This window comes from Rhodococcus yunnanensis NBRC 103083 (assembly GCF_001895005.1).
GTDB lineage: Bacteria > Actinomycetota > Actinomycetes > Mycobacteriales > Mycobacteriaceae > Rhodococcoides > Rhodococcoides yunnanense.
The window spans coordinates 92,806-113,505 of sequence record NZ_BCXH01000021.1 but is presented as its reverse complement, the minus strand read 5'-3'; the positions used below and the strand labels follow the sequence as shown (position 1 = coordinate 113,505).

19 protein-coding genes and 1 riboswitch are annotated in these 20,700 nt (G+C 63.5%); of the genes, 10 read left to right on the top strand and 9 right to left on the bottom strand.

Going from position 1 to position 20,700, the window contains the following annotated elements; translation table 11 throughout:
- Positions 1-133 precede the first annotated feature (133 nt).
- The 3 genes from RY1_RS25555 to RY1_RS25545 all read right to left on the bottom strand — a co-directional run bounded on the left by RY1_RS25555 (position 134) and on the right by RY1_RS25545 (position 2,621).
- Positions 134-1,828, bottom strand: a complete 1,695-nt coding sequence (locus RY1_RS25555) for a WXG100 family type VII secretion target (RefSeq protein WP_139279987.1) — start codon at positions 1,826-1,828, stop codon at positions 134-136.
- Positions 1,825-2,118 (bottom strand): hypothetical protein, encoded by a 294-nt coding sequence (locus RY1_RS25550; protein ID WP_072806845.1) that lies wholly within the window; start codon positions 2,116-2,118, stop codon positions 1,825-1,827. Before RY1_RS25550 ends, RY1_RS25555 begins: the two co-directional genes overlap by 4 nt.
- A 77-nt stretch (positions 2,119-2,195) precedes the next feature.
- Positions 2,196-2,621, bottom strand: coding sequence for a VOC family protein (locus RY1_RS25545; protein ID WP_072806844.1), 426 nt, complete (start codon positions 2,619-2,621; stop codon positions 2,196-2,198).
- An 83-nt stretch (positions 2,622-2,704) separates the two neighbouring features.
- On the opposite strand from RY1_RS25545, the gene RY1_RS25540 reads away from it, so the two are divergent.
- Positions 2,705-3,328, top strand: coding sequence for an alpha-ketoglutarate-dependent dioxygenase AlkB (locus tag RY1_RS25540; RefSeq protein WP_072806857.1), 624 nt, complete (start codon positions 2,705-2,707; stop codon positions 3,326-3,328).
- Here the strand turns inward: RY1_RS25540 and RY1_RS25535 are convergent.
- Positions 3,325-4,407: a 3-deoxy-7-phosphoheptulonate synthase gene (locus RY1_RS25535; RefSeq protein ID WP_072806843.1), complete on the bottom strand. Its 1,083-nt coding sequence runs from the start codon at positions 4,405-4,407 to the stop codon at positions 3,325-3,327. The genes RY1_RS25540 and RY1_RS25535 overlap by 4 nt on opposite strands.
- A 202-nt stretch (positions 4,408-4,609) precedes the next feature.
- Positions 4,610-4,846, top strand: a riboswitch (cobalamin riboswitch).
- 124 nt (positions 4,847-4,970) lie between these two features.
- On the opposite strand from RY1_RS25535, the gene metE reads away from it, so the two are divergent.
- From metE to RY1_RS25505, 5 genes are all read left to right on the top strand, one after another.
- Entirely contained in the window at positions 4,971-7,226 is a 2,256-nt protein-coding gene (gene metE, locus RY1_RS25530; protein WP_072806856.1) for a 5-methyltetrahydropteroyltriglutamate--homocysteine S-methyltransferase, read from the top strand.
- A gap of 342 nt (positions 7,227-7,568) precedes the next feature.
- The gene (locus RY1_RS25520) at positions 7,569-8,654 is read left to right on the top strand and encodes an ABC transporter substrate-binding protein (RefSeq protein WP_072806842.1); all 1,086 of its coding nucleotides are present in this window, start codon (positions 7,569-7,571) and stop codon (positions 8,652-8,654) included.
- 105 nt (positions 8,655-8,759) lie between these two features.
- Complete coding sequence (locus tag RY1_RS25515; protein WP_072806841.1) at positions 8,760-9,206, top strand: MarR family winged helix-turn-helix transcriptional regulator; 447 nt, start codon at positions 8,760-8,762, stop codon at positions 9,204-9,206.
- Positions 9,203-9,625, top strand: coding sequence for an organic hydroperoxide resistance protein (locus tag RY1_RS25510; RefSeq protein ID WP_072806840.1), 423 nt, complete (start codon positions 9,203-9,205; stop codon positions 9,623-9,625). The genes RY1_RS25515 and RY1_RS25510 overlap by 4 nt, the downstream gene beginning before the upstream one ends.
- Positions 9,626-9,641: 16 nt before the next feature.
- On the top strand, positions 9,642-10,637 hold the full coding sequence (locus RY1_RS25505) for an NADP-dependent oxidoreductase (protein WP_072806839.1): 996 nt from the start codon (positions 9,642-9,644) through the stop codon (positions 10,635-10,637).
- Between the two features lie 62 nt (positions 10,638-10,699).
- Here the strand turns inward: RY1_RS25505 and RY1_RS25500 are convergent, their stop codons facing one another.
- From RY1_RS25500 to RY1_RS25490, 3 genes are read right to left on the bottom strand one after another with little or no spacing between them, the layout of a single operon-like run.
- Complete coding sequence (locus tag RY1_RS25500; protein ID WP_072806838.1) at positions 10,700-11,593, bottom strand: oxidoreductase; 894 nt, start codon at positions 11,591-11,593, stop codon at positions 10,700-10,702.
- Positions 11,594-11,618: 25 nt separating this feature from the next.
- A complete protein-coding gene (locus RY1_RS25495; protein WP_072806837.1) occupies positions 11,619-12,551 on the bottom strand; it encodes a glucosyl-3-phosphoglycerate synthase in 933 nt (310 codons plus the stop codon).
- A complete protein-coding gene (locus RY1_RS25490) occupies positions 12,548-13,558 on the bottom strand; it encodes an alpha/beta hydrolase (RefSeq protein WP_072806836.1) in 1,011 nt (336 codons plus the stop codon). The genes RY1_RS25495 and RY1_RS25490 overlap by 4 nt, the downstream gene beginning before the upstream one ends.
- A 205-nt stretch (positions 13,559-13,763) precedes the next feature.
- Between RY1_RS25490 and RY1_RS25485 the strand changes: the two genes are divergently transcribed.
- Genes RY1_RS25485 through RY1_RS25475 form a run of 3 tightly spaced genes read left to right on the top strand, consistent with a single transcriptional unit; the run spans position 13,764 to position 17,929 of the window.
- Positions 13,764-15,191, top strand: coding sequence for a condensation domain-containing protein (locus RY1_RS25485; RefSeq protein ID WP_072806835.1), 1,428 nt, complete (start codon positions 13,764-13,766; stop codon positions 15,189-15,191).
- A 5-nt stretch (positions 15,192-15,196) separates the two neighbouring features.
- The gene (locus RY1_RS25480) at positions 15,197-16,660 is read left to right on the top strand and encodes an MFS transporter (protein ID WP_072806834.1); all 1,464 of its coding nucleotides are present in this window, start codon (positions 15,197-15,199) and stop codon (positions 16,658-16,660) included.
- Positions 16,661-16,681: 21 nt separating this feature from the next.
- Positions 16,682-17,929 (top strand): lipase family protein, encoded by a 1,248-nt coding sequence (locus RY1_RS25475; RefSeq protein ID WP_371829510.1) that lies wholly within the window; start codon positions 16,682-16,684, stop codon positions 17,927-17,929.
- Here the strand turns inward: RY1_RS25475 and RY1_RS25470 are convergent, their stop codons facing one another.
- Positions 17,930-18,691, bottom strand: a complete 762-nt coding sequence (locus tag RY1_RS25470) for a DUF2127 domain-containing protein (RefSeq protein WP_072806832.1) — start codon at positions 18,689-18,691, stop codon at positions 17,930-17,932. It lies immediately after the preceding gene.
- A 41-nt stretch (positions 18,692-18,732) separates the two neighbouring features.
- Here RY1_RS25470 and RY1_RS25465 point away from each other — a divergent pair, with 41 nt between their 5' ends.
- The gene (locus RY1_RS25465) at positions 18,733-19,638 is read left to right on the top strand and encodes a pseudouridine synthase (RefSeq protein WP_072806831.1); all 906 of its coding nucleotides are present in this window, start codon (positions 18,733-18,735) and stop codon (positions 19,636-19,638) included.
- Here the strand turns inward: RY1_RS25465 and RY1_RS25460 are convergent.
- A complete protein-coding gene (locus RY1_RS25460) occupies positions 19,625-20,638 on the bottom strand; it encodes a hypothetical protein (RefSeq protein ID WP_371829509.1) in 1,014 nt (337 codons plus the stop codon). The genes RY1_RS25465 and RY1_RS25460 overlap by 14 nt on opposite strands.
- Positions 20,639-20,700: the final 62 nt, after the last annotated feature.

Genomic DNA, 20,700 nt, shown 5'->3' with positions numbered 1-20,700 from the left:
TCGAGAGTCGAGAACTCCGATGCTGCGTCGGTACCACTTGTCACCTCTGATCCTCCGAAATACGTTGCACACGACAGCAGTACACATGAAGCCATGATGCACACTGCAGTCACCACAGCGCCTCGATACAGCGTCATCTCAGGCCCACACTCCAATCGGTCAGAATCCTTTCCAACAGCACGGGAGCCTGATGCGCAATCCGACGCTCCTCGAGCCGCGGGCCGAACTCGGACGCGATCAGCTGACGCGCGGCTGCCGTGTCCGAAGACAAAGCCTCACGGTAGGCAGGAAGTGTGTCCTCGGTGATCAGACCCCACCGTTGATCACGGTCAGCGATGTTCCCGTCAGGAAACGGCGTCTCGACGTCGAATGGCGTGGGCACGAATACGAACGGCGCGCCAGGCAGCGGAACCTGAAGTGGCACAGTCTCCGGGAACACCTCCGGATATGCTTGCGCACCCGGAATCGACGGTGTGCCGACCGTGGTCAAACCCCACGTTACGACCTCTCCAGTACCAGGTCTCGCACGCATTGCGTCGTAGTCGTCGGCAATGATCTGGTATTGCTCGCGATACAACAACCTGCCGTTACCGAATGCGATCCGATCCGAATCACCCGCGCTGACGCCTGCCACAACAGCGTTCCAAGCCCCTTCCGCATTTCGATCGATCAAACCTGCGTGGCGCATCCGCTGAAACTCCTCTGGCCCACCGTGTAAGTAAGCCTCGTGCATCGGCGCCTGGTCCTCGAAGATCTCCTTCTGCATACTCAGGAAGGTCGATTCGTAGAACTTCAACTCGGAGTCAGGCATCCGCGCAAGGGTTTCCACGGTGCCCCACAATGAATCCGGCATCAGCACAGGCTTTCCGTCGGGCACCATGTTCTGCGCGACATCACGCATCATCGCCAGATCGTAGAAGCCACCTGCGAACGACGGGCCGATCATGTTCGCCATTCCCGCCCACTCCAATTCCGGATGGTCGAGGAACAGCTGGCCGTAGTACTCGTACACCTTCGTGATGTTCGCAGCGTTGAACTCGGTCCCCTGTGTCGGATCCCACGTCGTTGGGTCGATTCCGGCTTGTTCGTAGGACTCCGCCAACCAGTACTGCCCCAAGAACTGGCTGTAGAACTCGTCGTCGCCATTCAATTGACCCGCATCGACAATGCCGTCGAGATACGCCTTGGCCGCGTCGGGATGCCTGTCGACCCAATCGCGGAACTCCGCGTCGTCGATGATCGATCGGACTTCGTCGCTGCTCAGGCCCGCCGTGGAGGGCGGCGAGTAGTCCTGCCCCACAACCACGTCGGCACCGAGGGCCTCGGCTTCATCGCGTGCCCTGTCCAGCTCGAATGCAACGGCTTCGTCTTCGTCGGCCAGCTGTTCGAGAGCACCCGAGACCGCGGCCTGGATGTCGATCAAGGATTGCGCACGTATCTCGCGACCGCGCTCGCTGCCAGGTGCCTCGCTGGTGTCGGTGACGACCCAATCCTCGTCGCCGACTGAAAAGCCCTGCAGCACCGCGGCATCGACCTTTCCGATGAGGTTGTCCCGCACCGACTGCAGCCGGCCCGCCGACGCAGCAAGGACGTCGACCACCTGATCCAGCGCAGATCGGATGCGGCGACCCAATTCGGCTTCGTGTTCGGCGGCGGCGTACGCGGCAGAACCGCCCTCACCGACCCACACCATGGAACCTTCGTCCGCAGCGCGGACCATCAGATCGATCTGACTGCCGAAATCCGAATTCAGACCACGAAGCCGATCGCTTGCTTCCGTGATTCGGTGCGGTGCCCATACCCGCACGTCGGACACCCGATAGGTCACTCGAACCCCAGCACCGCAAGAAGTGCGGCGTTGCTCTGCTCGGTGCGGTCGTACTCGTCCGCGCAGGCGTTCGCGGCCGCGGCAAGTGAATGCAGCCGCCCGGCCGCAGAGTCGTACGCCGTGGTGGCCATACCCCCGATCGCCGACGCCACCACCGCCGTCGAAGAACCCGGCAACGCACCGTCCAGCAGTGCCGCAACACCTCGGCCATCGATCGCTGCCATCTCGGATGCCGCATTTCGGTAACGCCGAGCAATCCCCCGAAGCATGTCCGGATCCACATTCAACACGAAGTGCCCTCCCCCGAGGCCAACACACCGACAATCGACCAGAGCCTAACCCACGGAACCGACCGAACGGTTCCGACCTAGGACACGCAGAACTCGTTGCCCTCGGGGTCTGCCATGGTGATCCACGTGCTCGGACCGACTTGTCCGCGGTACGAAATCGACGCGCCTGCGGCGACGAGTTCCTGCGCCACGGTCTCCCGCTGGTCGCCCACACGAATATCGAAATGCAGGCGGTTCTTCACGGTCTTGGACTCGGGGACGAGCTGGAAGAGTACGCGCGGACTTCCCGGCTTCTCGGGATCGACGATTGCCGCACCGATCTTCCACACGAGATTCCCCTCGAAGACCTCGGTGTCTTCCTGCTTCGCGTGGCCAGCCTCGACCAATCCGCGGATGAAATCGCCGTCGGACGGCTCTACCTGCCAGCCGAGTGTGCGCGCCCACCACTTCGCCTGCTCATGAGGCTTTTCACTGTCGACCGTGACCTGAAATTCGTATCCCATGGGCACACGATAGAACGCGGTCCCGACAAATTCGCGGCTTCCATTACTGGAACATACGTTCGAACGGCGCTATGCTGTCGGACATGAGCGTGGAACTACAGGGTTCACTCTTCACCGATATCGACGAGGAGTTCGGGCCACTTGGATCTTCGGTGACGCGGCGTATGTTGACGCGCGGTGCGTGGGTGGACGTCCGCGCAGGTTGGGCGAGCTCGGTGGACCTGTTCGACCGTCTTGTCGACGGCGTCGACTGGCGCGCCGAACGCAGGCAGATGTACGACCGAGTTGTCGACGTCCCGCGCCTCGTCAGGTTCTACTCGGAGACCGAACCGTGGCCCGCGCCTGCCATGGCCGAAGCGAAGAAGGCACTCGACACGCACTACCGCCACGAACTGGGTGAGAGTTTTGCGACTGCCGGATTGTGTTATTACCGAGACGGATCCGACAGTGTCGCATGGCACGGCGACAACATCGGCCGCAGCGCGACCGAGGACACGATGGTCGCCATCCTGTCCCTCGGTGCGACGCGTCAACTGATGCTCCGGCCCCGAGGCGGCGGAGCTTCGCTCAAATTCACTCTCGGACACGGAGATCTGATCGTGATGGGGGGATCATGTCAACGCACGTGGGAGCACGCGATACCCAAGAGCACCCGCGCGACCGGTCCACGCGTGAGCGTGCAATTCCGGCCGCGCGGGGTTCGCTAGCCTCTCCTACGCGTAACGGCCTCGGCGAGCACATCCAATTGTGTTGCCGTGGTGTCCCAATCGAGGCACGCGTCGGTGATCGACTGGCCGTAGGTGAGCTCATCTTTGTGTCCGAGCGTCAGGTCCTGACGGCCCGCCTCGATGAAGCTCTCGAGCATGAGGCCGACAATGCCGTGTTCACCCTCGCCGACGCGTCGGGCAACATCGGTGACGACGTCGACCTGCTTGTTGTGGTCTTTTCTGCTGTTGCCGTGGCTCGCATCGATGACCACGCGCTCGGGCAAGTTGGACTTGCGCAGGCGGGCAACGGTATCGGCCACCGATTCCGCGTCGTAGTTCGGTCCGTCGGTACCGCCGCGAAGAATGACGTGGCAGTCCGGGTTACCCGTGGTGCGGATCAACGCGGCCTGGCCGTCCAGATCGGTGCCGGGGAAGACATGGCTCGACGCCGCCGCACGGGTTCCGTCCACGGCGACCTGGATGTCGCCCTCCGTGGAGTTCTTGATTCCGACCGGCATCGACAGCGCGCTGCACAGCTGGCGGTGCACCTGGCTCGCCGCGGTGCGTGCACCGATGGCTCCGTAGCTGACCAGGTCCGCGATGTACTGCGGAGTGATCGGATCGAGGAACTCGCAGCCGACGGGCAAACCGAGAGCAGAGATGTCCACCAGCAGTTGACGCCCCACGCGCAGACCGGAGTTGATGTCGAAGGAGCCGTCGAGATGCGGGTCGTTGATCAGGCCCTTCCAGCCCAGCGTCGTACGCGGCTTCTCGAAGTAGACGCGCATGACGATGTGGAGTCGGTCGCCCAGCTCGGTGGCCTTCTCGGCCAATCGGCGTGCGTAGTCCATGGCAGCTGCCGTGTCGTGCACCGAGCACGGTCCGACAACGACGATCAGCCGGTCGTCCCGTCCGTCGAGGATGTCGACGACGCCGTCGCGACCACGGCGAACCGTCGCCGACACGGCATCGTCGGCCGCGTGTTCGCGGCGCAGCAACGACGGGGCGACAAGTGGGCTGATGGAGATGGTCCGCTGATCGTCCAACGCACTGTCAGCGGGGGTGATATCGATAGTCATGAGAGAACTTTCTGTTCCTCGGACCGGCTCTCGGAGAGCTCCACGCACACGAAAGAGCCGGTCTGAATCCGGCTCGTGGGGTGGGGTCTCAGCGCATGGTGTCGCTGGCTGGCCCACCCGGGGCCGGCCTGCTAAACCAAAAATACGTGCGCTGCATGAGCAAGACGGTAGCACGCCTTCCGCTGACCGGCGGTATGCACCTATGCTCGTGCGTGCAGTTGGTTCGCCCTGCGGTCGTGAGGAGCCCCGAAGACCGCGAACGGTGACGCAAGAGGGAACCCGGTGGGAATCCGGGACTGTCCCGCAGCGGTATGCAGGAACGACCGCCGTCAATGAGCACTGGAGAAGCCTCTCCGGGAAGCGACGGCCAGTAGATGTGATCGCTTGTCTCGATCGCGCGCCTGCGAGTCCGAATACCTGCCTTCTGTGTTGTGCACGCCGTGCGCAACGGTTCACCGCCCCGTGGAATGGGCGAGTCGACCTGCAGTCTCGTCATGGGCTCAGGCGGATTCGCGCGCTCGGTGGTGATCCACCCACATGTGACATACATGGAGACACACGAAGTGACATTCGAATTCACCGCCACAATTCTCGGCACGCCTCGAATCGGACCGAAACGCGAGCTCAAGAAGTCCGTCGAGTCCTACTGGGCCGGCAAGATCGATGCTGCCACACTCGAATCGGTGGCCAAGGATCTCCGCAAGGACAGCCTGAAGGCGTTGGTGGACGCCGGCCTCGACTCGATTCCCGTCGGCACGTTCTCGTACTACGACCATGTACTCGACACCGCGGTGCTGCTCGGTGCACTGCCCGAGCGAGTGCAGGGCATCGAGAACGACCTCGACCGGTACTTCGCCGCCGCCCGGGGAAACGACACCGTCGCACCGCTCGAGATGACGAAGTGGTTCGACACCAATTATCACTACCTGGTCCCGGAGATCTCGCCCACCACCTCCTTCTCGTTGCATCCGGAGAAGGTGTTGGCAGAACTCGAAGAAGCTCGCGCACTCGACGTTCCGGCTCGCCCCGTTCTCATCGGGCCGGTGACGTTCCTACTGGTGTCCAAGGCAGTCGGCAGCGATGCTCCCCTGCTGGATCGGCTCGACGAGATCCTGCCGCTGTACGCCGACCTGCTGACACAGCTGGCCGACGCAGGTGCCGAATGGGTGCAGCTCGACGAGCCGGCGCTGGTCGCCGACCGCACGCATCCCGAAATCGCATCCGCACAGAAGGCATACGACTACCTGAGCGCGCTGGAAACCAGGCCGGCCATCCTGCTGGCGTCGTACTTCGGTGACCTCGGTGCGGCTCTGCCGAGCCTGGCTTCGACCGGCATCGAAGGGCTGTCGATCGATCTGACCGCCCCGGGAACCGTCGAACAGGTTGCCGCGGTTCCGGCCCTGGCGAACAAGAGGATCGTCGCCGGAATCGTAGACGGCCGCAACATCTGGCGCACCGATCTGGACAAGGCACTGGCGACGCTGGCAAGTCTGTTGGGAAGCGCAGGTGCACTTGCCGTCTCGACCTCGTGCTCACTGCTGCATGTTCCGTACACGCTCGACGGAGAGACCGACATCGTCGATCCGCTACGTTCGTGGCTGGCGTTCGGCTCCGAGAAGGTCACTGAAGTGACGGTGCTCGCGACGGCCCTGCAAGACGGCACCGAATCGGTGTCGGAGGAGTTGAGCACCGCCCGTGCAGCTCTGGGGACACGCCGGACAGATTCCCGCCTGCACGACGCGGCCATTCGTACCCGCCTCGAGTCGGGTGTCACCGTCGACCGCAGCCCGGCCGAGGACCGGCGTCAGGCCCAGGCCGCGCGACTGGACTTGCCTGCGCTGCCGACCACCACCATCGGCTCGTACCCACAGACCACGCAGATTCGTCTCGCCCGTGCGGCACTGCGGAGGGGCGAGATCGACGACGCCGACTACGTACGCCGGATGCGGTCCGAGATCGCCGATGTGGTTGCGCTGCAGGAGAAGATCGGTCTCGACGTACTCGTGCACGGGGAGCCCGAGCGGAACGACATGGTGCAGTACTTCGCCGAACAGCTGAACGGCTTCGCAGCGACGGCCAACGGGTGGGTTCAGTCCTACGGATCGCGCTGCGTACGTCCGCCGATTCTGTTCGGCGACGTCAGCCGACACGGTGCGATGACGGTCGATTGGATCACCTACGCACAGTCCCTCACCGACAAGCCGGTCAAGGGCATGCTGACCGGTCCGGTGACGATTCTGGCGTGGTCGTTCGTGCGGGACGATCAACCGTTGGCGGACAGCGCTGACCAGGTCGCGTTGGCGATCCGAGACGAAACGGTCGATCTGCAGTCGGCAGGGATCCGCATCGTCCAGGTCGACGAGCCTGCGCTGCGCGAGCTTCTTCCGTTGCGCGCCAAGGACAAAGAACAGTATTTGACCTGGGCGGTGCGGGCGTTCAAGTTGTCGACGTCGGGCGTATCGGATTCGACGCAGATCCACACCCACCTGTGCTACTCGGAGTTCGGCGAGGTGATCGACGCGATCGTCGCACTCGACGCAGATGTCACCTCGATCGAGGCGGCACGTTCGCACATGGAGGTACTGGGTGACCTCAACGCCGTCGGTTTCGATCTCGGCGTCGGACCTGGCGTCTACGACATCCACTCCCCTCGCGTCCCGAGTGTCGACGAGATCACCGAGTCCTTGCGATCTGCACTGAAAGCCGTTCCTGCCGAACGACTCTGGGTCAATCCTGACTGCGGTCTCAAGACCCGCGGAACTGCCGAGGTCGAGGCATCGCTGCGAAATCTGGTGGAGGCTGCACGCGCGGTCCGTTAGGGCTTCGTTCACCTTCGTCACTGTCGGCAAGGCTTTCTCGACGGCTCTACGTTCGGCGGCCGACAGTGTCGAGATCTCCGCGGACAGCACCTCCACGCGACGGTCGGTTCGGCGCTCACGCCGGGCCGACCGTTCGTCGTTCACTCGCAGGACGACGGCTCGGCCGTCGGCCGGGTCGGGGCCGCGATCGAGCAATCCTTTGTCGGCGAGGATGCGGACCATCGTGCTGCCCGTGTTCGGCCTCAGCTTCAGAGGCTATATCCGAGTCAGACGTTGTTTCAGCATCTGAAGTCAGGATAGCGTTACCTCATCTACCGTACAATTCTGCTCGAAGAGGCCCCTGTGAAACGCGCTACCACCTTTCTGTCCCTCGCCACTGCGGCCGTGTTGCTTACCGCCTGCGGCACCACCGACACAGCCGAGAGTCCGGCCGAGATCTCAGCCACTCCGACGACCGAGGCCTCGCCCACGAACGCAGCGTCACCCACGAACGCAACGTCACCCACGAACGCAGCGGCCGACCCGCCCGGCCCGACCGGCGTCCCGGACGGCATGGGCTCCCCCGGTGTCGGCGACGGCGTATTTCCGCGAACTGTCGGCCACTTCGGAGGGACTACCGAAATCGCGGCGGAGCCCAAGCGCATCGTGGTGATCGCGACCGGACAGCTGGACGCCGTTCTGACGCTGGGCGTGGCGCCCACCGGTGTCGCGTACGGCGACGGCGCCGCCCTCGTCCCCGAGTACATCGCACGCGAGTTCCCGCAGTTCGGCACTCAGATGGCGGGATTCGTCGACGTCGGTCACAGGCAATCGCCCAACCTGGAGGCGATCGCAGCGCTGGAGCCCGACTTGATTCTCGCGAACAAGGCTGCGTCCGAAGGGAATTACGGAACATTGTCCGCCATTGCACCGACCGTGCTGACCGAAGGTACCGGCGTCAACTGGAAGCAGGACTTCCTCCTTCTCGCCGACGCGTTGGGTCGGACGGAGCAGGCACAGTCGTTCATCGACGACTTCGTCTCACGCGCAGAAGATCTGGGAAGCTCGGCCGCGGGGTCGCCGACAGTATCGTTCGTCCGATTCACCGCCGACCGCGCGCGGGTCTTCGGCGTTCCATCGTTCGCCGGTTACATCGCATGGGATGCGAACCTATCCCGTCCGGAAAGTCAGCAGTTCGACAAGACATCTCAGGATTTCAGCGAAGAAGAGATCCAATTGGCCAATGCCGATTGGGTTTTCGTCGGCAGTCAGGAGTCCGGCACGGGGTCTCGCGCCGAGACGTACACGACCAATCCGTTGTGGACCGGTATGAGTGCGTCGTCCGAGAACCACATCGTGACCGTCGAGGACGATCCCTGGTACCTCAACGCAGGTCCGACAGCAGCGACCATCGTGCTGGACGGACTGACCGAAGCATTGGTGGGCTGACGCCTTCGTGCGTGCGGGGTCGGACCGACGGGTAACTCCGCACGCACCGGCGACGCCGTCCTAGATAGGTTGCGCACAACATAACCGTGCACTACCGTTACGCGGGTGAACGTCGAACTCGCACTCGATCGCCAGTTGTGCTTCGCGCTGTACTCCGCATCGCGGGCGACCACCGCGGCGTACCGGCCGATGCTCGAGCGCCTCGGTGTCACATACCCGCAGTACCTGGTTCTGTTGGTGCTGTGGGAGAAGGACGGCCGGGGAGTGCGTGAGATCTGCGACGAACTCGATCTGGACACCGGCACGCTGTCGCCGCTGCTCAAAAGGCTCGAGAAACTCGGATTCATCGAGCGCCGACGGCTCACCACCGACGAGCGTCGCGTCGAAGTCCACCTGACGGACATCGGTGACGCCAAGCGCACCGAAGCCGTCGACATTCCCAGGCAGCTGGGTTGCATGACGGGCATGACCGCGAAAGAAATGGAATATCTACACAGCGCGCTGGTCAAGCTGGCCGGCGCACTCCATACAACGGAAAGTAGTCATTCATGAAGACCATCTACACCGCCGAAGCCCTCGCAACCGGTGAAGGCCGCAACGGCCACGCTCGCTCCTCGGACGGTCTACTCGACCTCGACCTGGCAATCCCCGAGGCCATGGGTGGCAACGGCCAGGGCACCAACCCCGAGCAGCTGTTCGCAGCTGGTTACGCCGCATGTTTCCACTCGGCTCTGCAGATGATCGCCCGTCAGGAGAAGGCCGACATCACCGACTCCAGCGTCGGCGCACGCGTGGGGATCGGAGCCAACGATGCAGGCGGATTCCAGCTCTCGGTCACGCTGGAGGTCACACTGCCGAGTCTCGGCCACGACGAGGCCCAGGCGATCGCCGACAAGGCCCACCAGGTGTGCCCGTACTCGAACGCCACGCGTGGCAACATCGACGTAACGGTTACGGTCACCGACGACTAGAAATCAGGTAATTTCAGTGCACGCCAAGGAAATACATCTCGCATCCCGCCCGACCGGCGAACCGGTACCGGACAACTTCCGTACCGTCACGACCGAACTCCCACCGCTGGAGGACGGCCAGATACTGGTCCGCAACATCGTCATGTCGGTCGACCCCTACATGCGTGGCCGGATGAACGACGTCAAATCCTACGTACCGCCGTTCCGACTCGATACAGTTCTCGACGGCGGAGCCGTCGGTGAAGTCATCGAGACGCGGAACGACGCCTTCTCGGTCGGAGACGCAGTCAGTCACGGCAAGGGTTGGCGCGACATCGCGATCGTCGACGGTAAGGGCGCGCGCACGGTCGATCTCACGCAGGCACAGGCGTCGTCGTACCTCGGAGCCCTCGGAATGACGGGGCTCACAGCGTATTCCGGCCTCACCGCGGTCGCACAGTTCAAGCCGGGCGATACCGTCTTCGTCTCGGGTGCTGCCGGTGCCGTCGGGTCGCTCGTCGGCCAGATCGCACGGAAGCTGGGTGCCGAGCGTGTCATCGGCAGTGCTGGTTCGCCGGCGAAGGTGGCGCGTCTACTCGAACTCGGCTTCGATGCAGCCTTCGACTACCACGACGGATCTGTCAAAAAGCAACTGGCACACGCTGCTCCGGATGGTATCGATGTGTACTTCGACAACGTCGGAGGTGACCATCTGGAGGCTGCAATCACGTCGGCCAACAAGTACGGCCGCTTTGCTCTGTGCGGAGCCATCTCTCAGTACAACTCGACCGAACCGTCGTCGGCGCCTCGCAACCTTGCGCTTGCCATCGGCAAGGAACTGACGTTGAAGGGGTTCATCGTCGGTTCCTACGGTCATCTCACCGAAGAGTTCTCCGAGAAGATGACGCAGTGGATCGCCGACGGCGACGTCGAGTGGGACGAAACCGTCGTCGACGGTCTCGAGAATGCGCCGCAGGCGTTCATCGGATTGTTGCGGGGCGAGAACACCGGGAAGATGATCGTCGCGATCTGACGTGGCGACCGTGCACGAAGCCAACCGGCTGCTCGTGCGCGAGTAGTTACCTTCTGTGGTGACTACTCGCGCACGAGCGGGTAGCGCACTCCCGTCAGCTTTTCCGACTTGTCCCACAGCGCTGCGGCCACCGCACGATCGCGGGCACGTGCGCTGCAGCCCACGATCTTCGGATACCCCCGCTGCTCGAATGGCCCGTCGGGCCCGATGTACAACCCCCCGGTCACCTCCGGTGACGTCGCTGCGTACAACTCCGGCAGTGCACCCATCTCGGCACTCTGCCCGAGGACACCGCCCGACAGCGACATCAGCGAATCCTGCATCGTTTCCGTATGCCCCTGCAGATTCGTTCGGGCGTAACCGGGATGCGCTGCAAGCGATTTCAGCGACGAATTCGCCGCGGCCAGACGACGGTCGAGTTCGAATGCGAACATCAGATTCGCGAGTTTGGACTGCCCGTAAGCGGGCCATCGGCGGTACCGTCGTCGCTCGTAATCGAGGTCGTCGAGATGAATCCGACCGATGCGATGCAGTCCGCTGGACATCGTGACCACCCTGTCGGTGACTTTCGGCAGCAGCAAATTGGTGAGTGCAAAATGTCCGAGATGGTTCGTGCCGAGTTGCATCTCGAAACCGTCGACCGTCCGCCGGTGCGGCACGGCCATCACCCCGGCGTTGTTGATCAGCACGTCCACGGTGTCCACCGTGTGCGCGAAGGCACGAACCGATTCCAGATCCGCGAGATCCAATTGCCGAGCGTGAGCTCGGGGACCGATGCTCCGCGCGACCGCGTCGCCCTTGTTGGTATCTCGACAGGCCAGAACGACGTCGGCTCCAGCCGCCCCCAGTGCGCGTGCGGTCACCTCGCCGAGGCCACTGTTCGCCCCCGTCACGATGAACCGACGTCCGGTCTGATCGGCGATGTCGGATGCGGTCCAGTGGCGATCGGCGCTCATCGTCCGAGCCTAGCGCCGACGTCGCCTATCGTGACCCGATAACGGACGGCCGGATCTCCCGCATCGGTGGCCGATCGCCCGTCATCAATTCCGAGACGGTCGGCTCGAACGGATCCTCTCCTCCGCCGAAGAGGGTCAGGCTCGCACCCGAATCGGAGATGCCGAGCCTGTCGAACATCGTCGCCACGATCTGCCTGCTCATCACCGCCAACTCGGAGGTGGGACGGTTTCGATGCTCCCGCACTCCGAGGTCCACCTGACCGATGCCCTCGGTTCCGTGGCGATGGTACGTATCGAGCAGAATACCGATCTCGACCCCATAGCCGGGCGCGAACGGAATCGAGGTGAGCAGTTCCCGCGTCGCCGCATATTCTCCGCCCAGTGGTTGCAGAACTCCGGCGAGTTCAGGCCGCAGCGCACTCAGCAGCGGGCGCGCGACGAGCTCGGTGACCCGTCCCCCGCCGCCTCTCGACGCGACGCCGTCGGCTCGCAGCGGACGCCGATAGCAGCCCTTCACGAGGCGAATGTTCGATTCGAGCAGGAGCGGCCCGAGCAGAGACGGCACGAATTCCGGGCTCGGTTCGAGTAGATCCGAATCCACGAACACCACGAAGTCACCCGTGGTGACGGCAAGTGATCTCCAGAGCACCTCGCCCTTCCCCGGTCGCGGCACTAGCTCGGGCACTGCTTCTTCTCGTCCGACCACGCGAGCGCCTGCGCGGCGCGCCTCCGATGCGGTGGCATCGACCGACCCGGAATCGAGCACGATCAGTTCGTCGACCAGCCCTCCCACATGTGGTGCGATCGAATGTACGACGCCTGCGACGGTCGCCTCCTCGTTCAAAGCGGGAAGCACCACCGAGACGGTTCTGCCTTCCTTGGCCGCCACCAGCTCGGAGATCGCCGGGGCGCCGCCGCGCCACGAGTTGGGCAGAACACCTGACTTCAGCGCGATCATTCACTCACTCCCAACGACGATGCCAGCAACGGCCACGAATCGTGCAGATCGCCCTGCCAGTAGCCCCACGAGTGCGTCCCGGTTTCCCGGAAGTTGTAGGTGGCCGGGATACCGAGGTCGTCGAGTCGAGTCCGCATCCGGTGCGAGCACTCGTCGGTTGCGGATTCGATGAGCGCACCGACGGCAAGTTGCTCCGCGAGTTTGCGTGGGCTCCCTGCGACGTCGGGGCCGTCGAGCGTGTCGAGAGGCCCCGCGATCCCGGATCCACTCGAGATGTAGATGTCGACGCCGCGTAATTTCTCGGCGTTGACGAAGGCGTCGTTGGCCACCCACGCAGGATCCGAGTCGGGGCCCCACATGTTCACCGTGTTTCCGCCGCCGCGCATGTCGACGACGGATTTGACGTACGCGCGGCCCAGTGGGTCCGACGTCGACGCGCATCCGCTGTACGACGCGACCCCTCGGTAGACCCCGGGGTTGGCGATCGCCAACTGCAGTACGGACGTTCCTGCCATCGAAATCCCGGCGATCGCGTTCTTGCCGTTGCCGCCGAATTCGGCATCGATGACAGGGGGTAGTTCGCGTCCGAGGAAGGTCGACCATCTGTTTCGTCCGAGCACCGGATCGTCGCGGTACCAATCGGTGTAGTAGCTGGCAGCTCCTCCGAACGGAACCACGACGTTGACCTGCTGGTCCCGAAAGAACTCCGGTATGTCGGTGCGATCGAACCAGCTGCTTCCGCCGTCGCCTCCTGCGGCGCCGTTGAGCAGATACAGCGTAGGTGCGGGCCGCGCAGGATCGGCGGCCCGGTAGACGGTGAGCTCGATCGAGCGGTTCATCGAGGGTGAGAACACATCGATTCGCGTGAGCCGATCGGCAAGTGGCACTACGGCAGTGACGTACGCCGCCTCGGAAGGCTCTGCAGCAGAGCCGGACACAGAACAGCACAGCGTCACGAACACGAAGACGGCAGCAGCAAGTGCCCTGACGGTTGGACGAGACGGCATTTGCGGAATGTTATGTCCGCCGCCGCAGCAGAGCATGCGTCGGATTCCAAGTCTGTCAAAAATGAACGTACCGGCAGGCCATGTTTGGGCGGATTCACAAGCGCGAAAGTCTCGCGGTTCCGGCCGCACGACCGCAATGATTGACGGCGCGGCGGCGATTCGGTCTGCGCACAGCTCTGCACCCGCTCATGGAAGAAGGTTTCACGTGGTCAGCTTCGGTCTCATCGGTGATTGGAAGCCCAGCCCAGGAAAGGTGACTTCCTGGAAGCCCACTGCAGAATCGATCGCACGGGTGCACGCAGCACCTCCGCATCCGGTACCCGCGTCGCACATTCAGGAGGAGTATCTGAAATCCGCGCATCGAAACCGCGACTCGGGATTTCGCTTCTCACGTCTGTGTCTTGTCACCTTCGACATCTACGAGGCACTCGACGTCGATGCGATGACCAAGGCGATCAACGGATTCGTCCGCCGACACGATACTTTCGCCAGCTGGTTCAGCACCGATGACCACGGGGTCGTGCGCCACGTGGCCGATCCTGGGGACATCGAGTTGGTCCCGACCGATCATGGGCACTTCGACAGTCAGGAACTGCTCCGCGAGCACGTTCAGGACACCACTCCGGGTCCGACGAGTTGGGATTGCTTTTCGTTCGGCGTCGTCGACCGCGGTCACGAGTTCACCGTCTACGCCGCCGTCGACCACCTGGACACCGACGGAATCTCGCAGGCGTTGACGTTCTTCGAGCTTCGATCGCTCTACATCGACGCAGTAGCAGGCACTTTGGAGGTTCAGCCATGCCTGGGCAGCTACCTCGAATACTGCACTCGTGAGCGTGAGGCGAGCGCGCTGCTGACCCTCGAGTCTCGGGAAGTGCGGGAGTGGATCGACCTCGTGGTCGCCAACGGCGGAGACCTTCCCGCGTTCGCGCTGCCGCTGGACGCGGACAACGAGCAATACACTCGTTCCGAGGTTCGGATGTACCCACTGTTCGACCGGGAGCTCGCGGACAGATTCGACGAAGCGTGCGAGCGTGTGAATGCCAAGATCACCGGCGGCATCTTCGCTGCCGCGGCCATCGCCGAGTACGAATTAATCGGTAAGGAAAGCTATTTGGGCCTCACCCCGAAGAGCACACGAACCACACCTGGCGAATTCGGAGCGATCGGCTGGTTCTCCAGCCTCATACCTGTCCACTTCACCGTGTCCGGCGCTCTGTCGTTCTCTCACGTGGCAGCAAGCGCACAGCGCGCCTTCGAATCCGGCAAACTACTCTCCGATGTGTCCTACCACCGTGTCTTGGAGTTGATCACTCCCGACACTGGAATCAGGACCGAGCCCGGATGGTCTGCGCCGATGATCTCGTACGTCGACGTACGCAAACTTCCGGGTGCCGACATCGTCTCCAGCGTCAACGGTGGATTGTTCGGGAACCAAGGAAGTTCGAACGAGGTGTACATGTGGATCAACCGATTCGAGGACCAGACGGGCGCCACCTTCATGTATCCGGGTACCGATGTCGCGCGCGAGTCCATCGAACGCTACTTCGCCAAGATCAGCGAGATCTTTCTGGCAGTCGCCACGACGGGCGAGTACTCGTTCGCCGAGTCCTTCGCGGGGAAGACTGCGTAACTCGTATGACCCCGACCGGACACCTCGCCCGCCGCAGACTGTCCGCGTGCCTTCTCGCTGTGTTCATGCTGATGATCGACGTCACGATCGTCAATGTCGCATTACCGTCCATCGCGGTGGACATCGGCGCAGGCTCGACCGCACAGACCCTGATCGTCTCGTCGTACACACTCGCGTTCGCGTGCACGTTGCTCACCGGCGCGTGGCTCGGTGGACTGCTGGGACGGAGAACGGTATTCGTCGGTGGCATGGCGGCCTTCGTTCTCGCCTCCGCACTGTGCGGTTCGGCCGGATCGCCCGAATTGCTGATTGCCGCACGGGTTGTGCAGGGAATTGCGGGCGGTCTGGTGTCGGCACAGAGCGTCGCGGTCATCGCGTCGTCCTTCCCGCGTGAGCGGCACAGCGTGGTGTTCGCGGCCTACGGCGCCACCGCGGGAGGGGCGGCGATACTCGGACCGTCGATCGGCGGCGTCCTCGTCTCTCTCGACGTGGCAGGGGCAGGCTGGCGGACGATCTTCCTCGTCAACGTGCCGCTCGGACTACTTGCGCTGGTGATCGCGGCGTTCAGTCTGTCGAACACCGTACCGAGGCCCCTGCCCCGTCTCGACCTGTTCGGCGTGACGTTGTCGACACTCGGACTCGTGCTGTTGATCTATCCACTGGCACACAGTTACCAGCAGGGGTGGAGCATCCCTACCGCTGCAGCGCTGGTCGCCTCGGCCGTGATCCTCGGACTTTTCGTCCATCACGAATCACGATGGACGCGCGCGGGCCACGAACCGATGCTGCGGCTGGACCTGTTCCGCCACCGCACCTTCGGCATCGGGTGTGTGTTGTCGATCCTGATGTTCGGTTCGTTCACCGGGTTCTTCTTCACGGTGTCGCTCAGCCTTCAGTTCGGCCTGGAACTGTCGCCGATGCGCACCGGCGTCGTCACCGTTCCGTTCGCACTCGGTGCCGCGGTGTTCTCCGTGATCTCACCGAAGTTGTTCGCCCTCATCGGAACACGAATGCTCGCACTGGGATTCGTACTGTTCGGGGTGTCGATGATGTGTTTCGCCGGGTTGACATACAGCGAGTCGACGGCGAACAATCTGCTCGCACTCACCGGCCCACTCTTCGTCGGTGGGGCTGGGATCGGGATGTTCGTAGCACCGCTGCAGACAACGATCGTCTCGGAAACCGATGCGGACACAGTCGGATCGGCGTCCGGACTCATTCCGACAGTGCAGCAGGTCGGCCAGGCAGTCGGACTCGCTCTCGTCGGATTGCTGTTCTTTCACGAGCTGTCGCGAATCTCCGCGGCAGTGCCCACCGACAGCGTCGGATGGGAAGCGGCCCAGCCGTACATCGTCGCGCAGCGGCACGTCTTCTTCGTTCTGTCCGCTGTCGTCGCCGGTGCCGCGGTGCTCGCTCTGGCTCTGCCATCGCGGGTCCGGCAGCCGCCTCGCATACCGACACCTGTCTGACCGACCACCCCGAGAAGGACCATCGTGCGTACTCGTCTCACTTCACTCCTCGTCACTCTCGCGGCTCTGAGCGGCCTTCTCCTGGGCACTCCTACCCTTGCCGGAGCAGAGCCCACCGGGTCGTCGGCCGGATCGAGTGCACCCGCAACCGATCCAGTCCCCCTCCGTCCCGACCCGGATCCGTTCTACGCCGCACCTGCAGATATCGGCGACGCGGCGCCCGGTGACGTTCTGGGCAGTCGACGCATCGACGCGCTCACCTACCCGAACACCGACATCTGGCAGATCAAGTATCGATCGAACAACTCTGCGGACGATCCGATCGCGGCGGTCACGACGGTTCTGATGCCACGCGGCCGGACGGTGGGCACGCCCCTGGTCTCCTATCAGGCCGTCGTCAATGCGCTCGGCACCAAATGTGCACCGTCCCATGGTTTGTTCTCCGACGAGCTGATCGAGGCTCCCGCGGTCTATCTCGGAATGGTCGCCCGCGGTTGGGCCGTCGCAGTTCCCGATTACCTCGGCCCGACGGGGGCGTACGGTGCGGCGAAGATGGAAGGGCGTGTCACGCTCGACGGCATCAGAGCCGTGCAACGATTCGACCAGCTTCCGCTGGCGAACTCACCGGTCGGGCTGCTCGGCTACTCGGGTGGCGGTCTGGCGACATCGTTCGCCGCTGCGCTGGCGCCGACCTACGCGCCCGAGCTGAAGATCGCGGGCGTAGCAGAGGGCGGCATACCGTCCGACCTCGCCCAGATCGCGCAGAATCTCGCCTACAGCCCGTTGCCGCACCCCGGCTTCGGTATGGCGATGGCCGTCGCACTCGGCCTCGAACGTGAGTACCCGGACAGGTTCCCGATCACCGAGAACCTCAACGATCAAGGTATTGCACTGCGCAACAAGATGTTCAACGAGTGCCGACGGTCCATCCTCATCGACGGTGCGTTCCACAGCGCCCGAGACCTGACGACGGCAGCATCTCTCGCCGAGACGCCGAGCGCCCAGGAAGTGTTGCGCGAGAACAGCGTGACCTTCTACGACGGCGTCCCCACCGCCCCGCTGTTCGTGTGGCAGGGAGTCAACGATTTCATCGCACCGTATCAGCCGGTCGCAGACATGGTCGGCCGCTACTGCGCGGCAGGCGCGTCGGTGCAGTTCCGCGGATATCCAGCAGCCGAGCACTTCTCGGCGACCGTGCTCGGTCTACCCGAGGCGTACCTGTGGCTGGATGCTCGATTGCGGGGTGAGCCCGCGCCGAGCAACTGCTGACTACCGGGCGCCGGACACAGCAGCGCGTTCCACGGTCAACAGGGACTCGGCGCTGTGTTCGGCGTGATAGGCCGCGGCCCCGCCGCGGACACCGAACAGCCGCTTGCTCCAGATCAGCCAGACGACGGCGGCAAGGTTGATGGCCAGCAGCCCCACCCGCAGCACTGTCACTCGTTCGGTCAGCTCGTAGATCTCGAGCGGCAGGAACGCGCTCGTGGCCACGACGGCGAAGTACTCACCCCACCGTTTCATGGCCCACAGGCCTACCGCCTCGATCACTTGAGACAGTCCGTAGACGGTGACGGCCACGGCGATCCACATCAGGGTGGTCTCGGACAGCACGAATGCCTTGTCGAGCCATTGCACCGCCTTGGAGTCGTCGATGTTCCAGCCGATCTGATCGGCCAACGGCCGCAACAGTGGCAGTTCGGCGTCGACACGCCCTCGGATCGAACCGCGATCGTCGCGGAATCGGATTATCACGAACGCACCGGCGAACAGAACGAGAGCACGCAGCAGACGCTCGACGGCGAGAGCTCGCATAACGATGCGATCTCTGAGCAGTCGGCCGCGCGGTACCTCGGGTGCATGGTCGGCGGGCCCCGATCCCGACGCGGGCCCCGGCACGAAGTTGCCGCAGCGCAGGCATCGCCAGGACTCACCCACCGCCGTGTCGACGCACAGCCGGTCCCGCAACTCCGGTTCGTCGGGTGCATAGGTCTCGTGCCCGTGCCAACTACATGATCGAAGTGCCCAGTCCACGCCACGAACTGTATAGATGTCCTGCCGATACAGTGGCGCCTATGGCCCGCGCTCCCCTCCCCATCCGCAACGGGCTCGGACCCACACGCATTCGCATGCCCGAGACCGAGACGCTCCCGACGGTCCTCGCGTATCTGCTGGACCGGTTCCCCCAGGATGCGTCGCGTCTCCGGGAGAAGGTGTCCGCCTGCGAGGTGGTCGACGCGCGAGGCGTCCCGATTGCCTGGGACACACCGCTGGTTCCCCGCAGCGACATCTATCTGTACCGCGACCCACCGGACGAGCCCGTCGTACCGTTTCCGATCGAGATCCTGCATCGCGACGAGAACCTGCTCGTGGTGGACAAACCGCACTTTCTGGCCACGACTCCTCGTGGTGCCTACATTGCCCGGTCCGCGCTGGTGGTTCTTCGCCGCGAACTCGACCTTCCCGAGCTCAGCCCCGCGCATCGACTCGACCGCCTCACCGCCGGGGTCCTGATCTTCACGATTCGGCCCGAGGCGCGCCGTCCGTATCAGGAACTGTTCGCGCAGCGGGCCGTCACCAAGGAGTATCACGCCGTCGCGCGATACGACCGGGATCTCGAACTGCCACGCACGGTGCACAGTCGAATGATCAAGCAGCGCGGTGTTCTTCGCGCCGAGGAAGTGCCCGGCGAGCCCAACGCCGAGACAGCCGTCGAGCTACTCGAACACGACGGGGTCGACGCGGTGTACTCACTTCGCCCGAAAACCGGCCGCACCCATCAACTTCGGTTGCACATGAGCTCGATCGGAGTTCCGATTCTCGGTGACAACTTCTATCCGGATTTCTACGAGGTTGCAGGCGACGACTATTCCGCACCGCTGCAGCTACTCGCGCGATCCATCGAATTCAGAGACCCGTCGACCGGCCTGATACGGACCTTCACCAGCCGCCGGGTACTCGAATTGCCTAGTCGGGCATAGACAGAACGTCGCCGCGGGATGCGTTGCTCTCGGCGATCTCGGCGGTGCGCACGTTGATGCGATGCGAGAGCACAGCCATGGTGAACAGGCCTATCGCGACGTTGAAGAGCGCCGCGAATCCCTCCTGCGCAAAATCGACGAGAGCGTTGAGCAAGGTGAAGACGAGCGCTCCGATGCGCAGCATCCGTAGCGGCCACAACTTCCGATTGCGGAGCGCGATCACCGACGGCAATGCCAGGGCGAACGTCACGCACGAGGACACGAACAGAATTCCGCTCGCGATCCCCATCTTGTCGATATCGAGCGATGTGTCCTTCGAATCGAAATGCAGGTCGCCGAGCACCAGTTCCACGATCCCGAACACAACCCCCAGAAACGCCGCCGCCGTCATGGCCCACGAGACCACCGGCACCCACCGGGGACTCTTGAAGAATCCGGGGATCAGCCGCGGCGCGAACCGCTGGGCGTCGTAGAGACGAGAACTACCCTGCTTGCTGTTCTCCAACAGCAATCTGAGGCCGGTGACGGTCTGCACTTCGGCACCTTCTGCCTCCGCCCGATCGACCATCCGCAGCGCCCATTCTCGCCGGTGCTCGGGCAGACCGTGCGCTACTCCCTGCGCTGCGATGAGAGCAGCATTGGCCAGTGTTTCCTCGTGCGACGGCCTCCGTGCGTCGCGAACGATCCGGTTCCCGACGAGAACCAGAACCACCAGGACGTACATGATCTCCGACGACGGACCGTAGAAGTAGTCGTTGTCCTTCGTCACGAACTTGCCGACCTCGTCGAGGAAGAGGCCGAACCCGATGCCGCCGAGGATCACCGCGACGACACGAACCCCGAACCCGATGAACATCCACCCGACCAGAAGTGCCAGCATCATCGCGGCGCCGCCGTACAGGGCGTGAGCGATGTGCAGACTTCCGCCGCCGACCTGTGGGTAGTTGGTGAGCTCCAGATAGAGACGGGTGACGAGAATCGTCACGATGGCAATGATCATGAACGCCTCGGCCGTAGTGCTTCCGTAGGCGTTGCGCAGTACTCGCGAGCGCCGTACTCGAA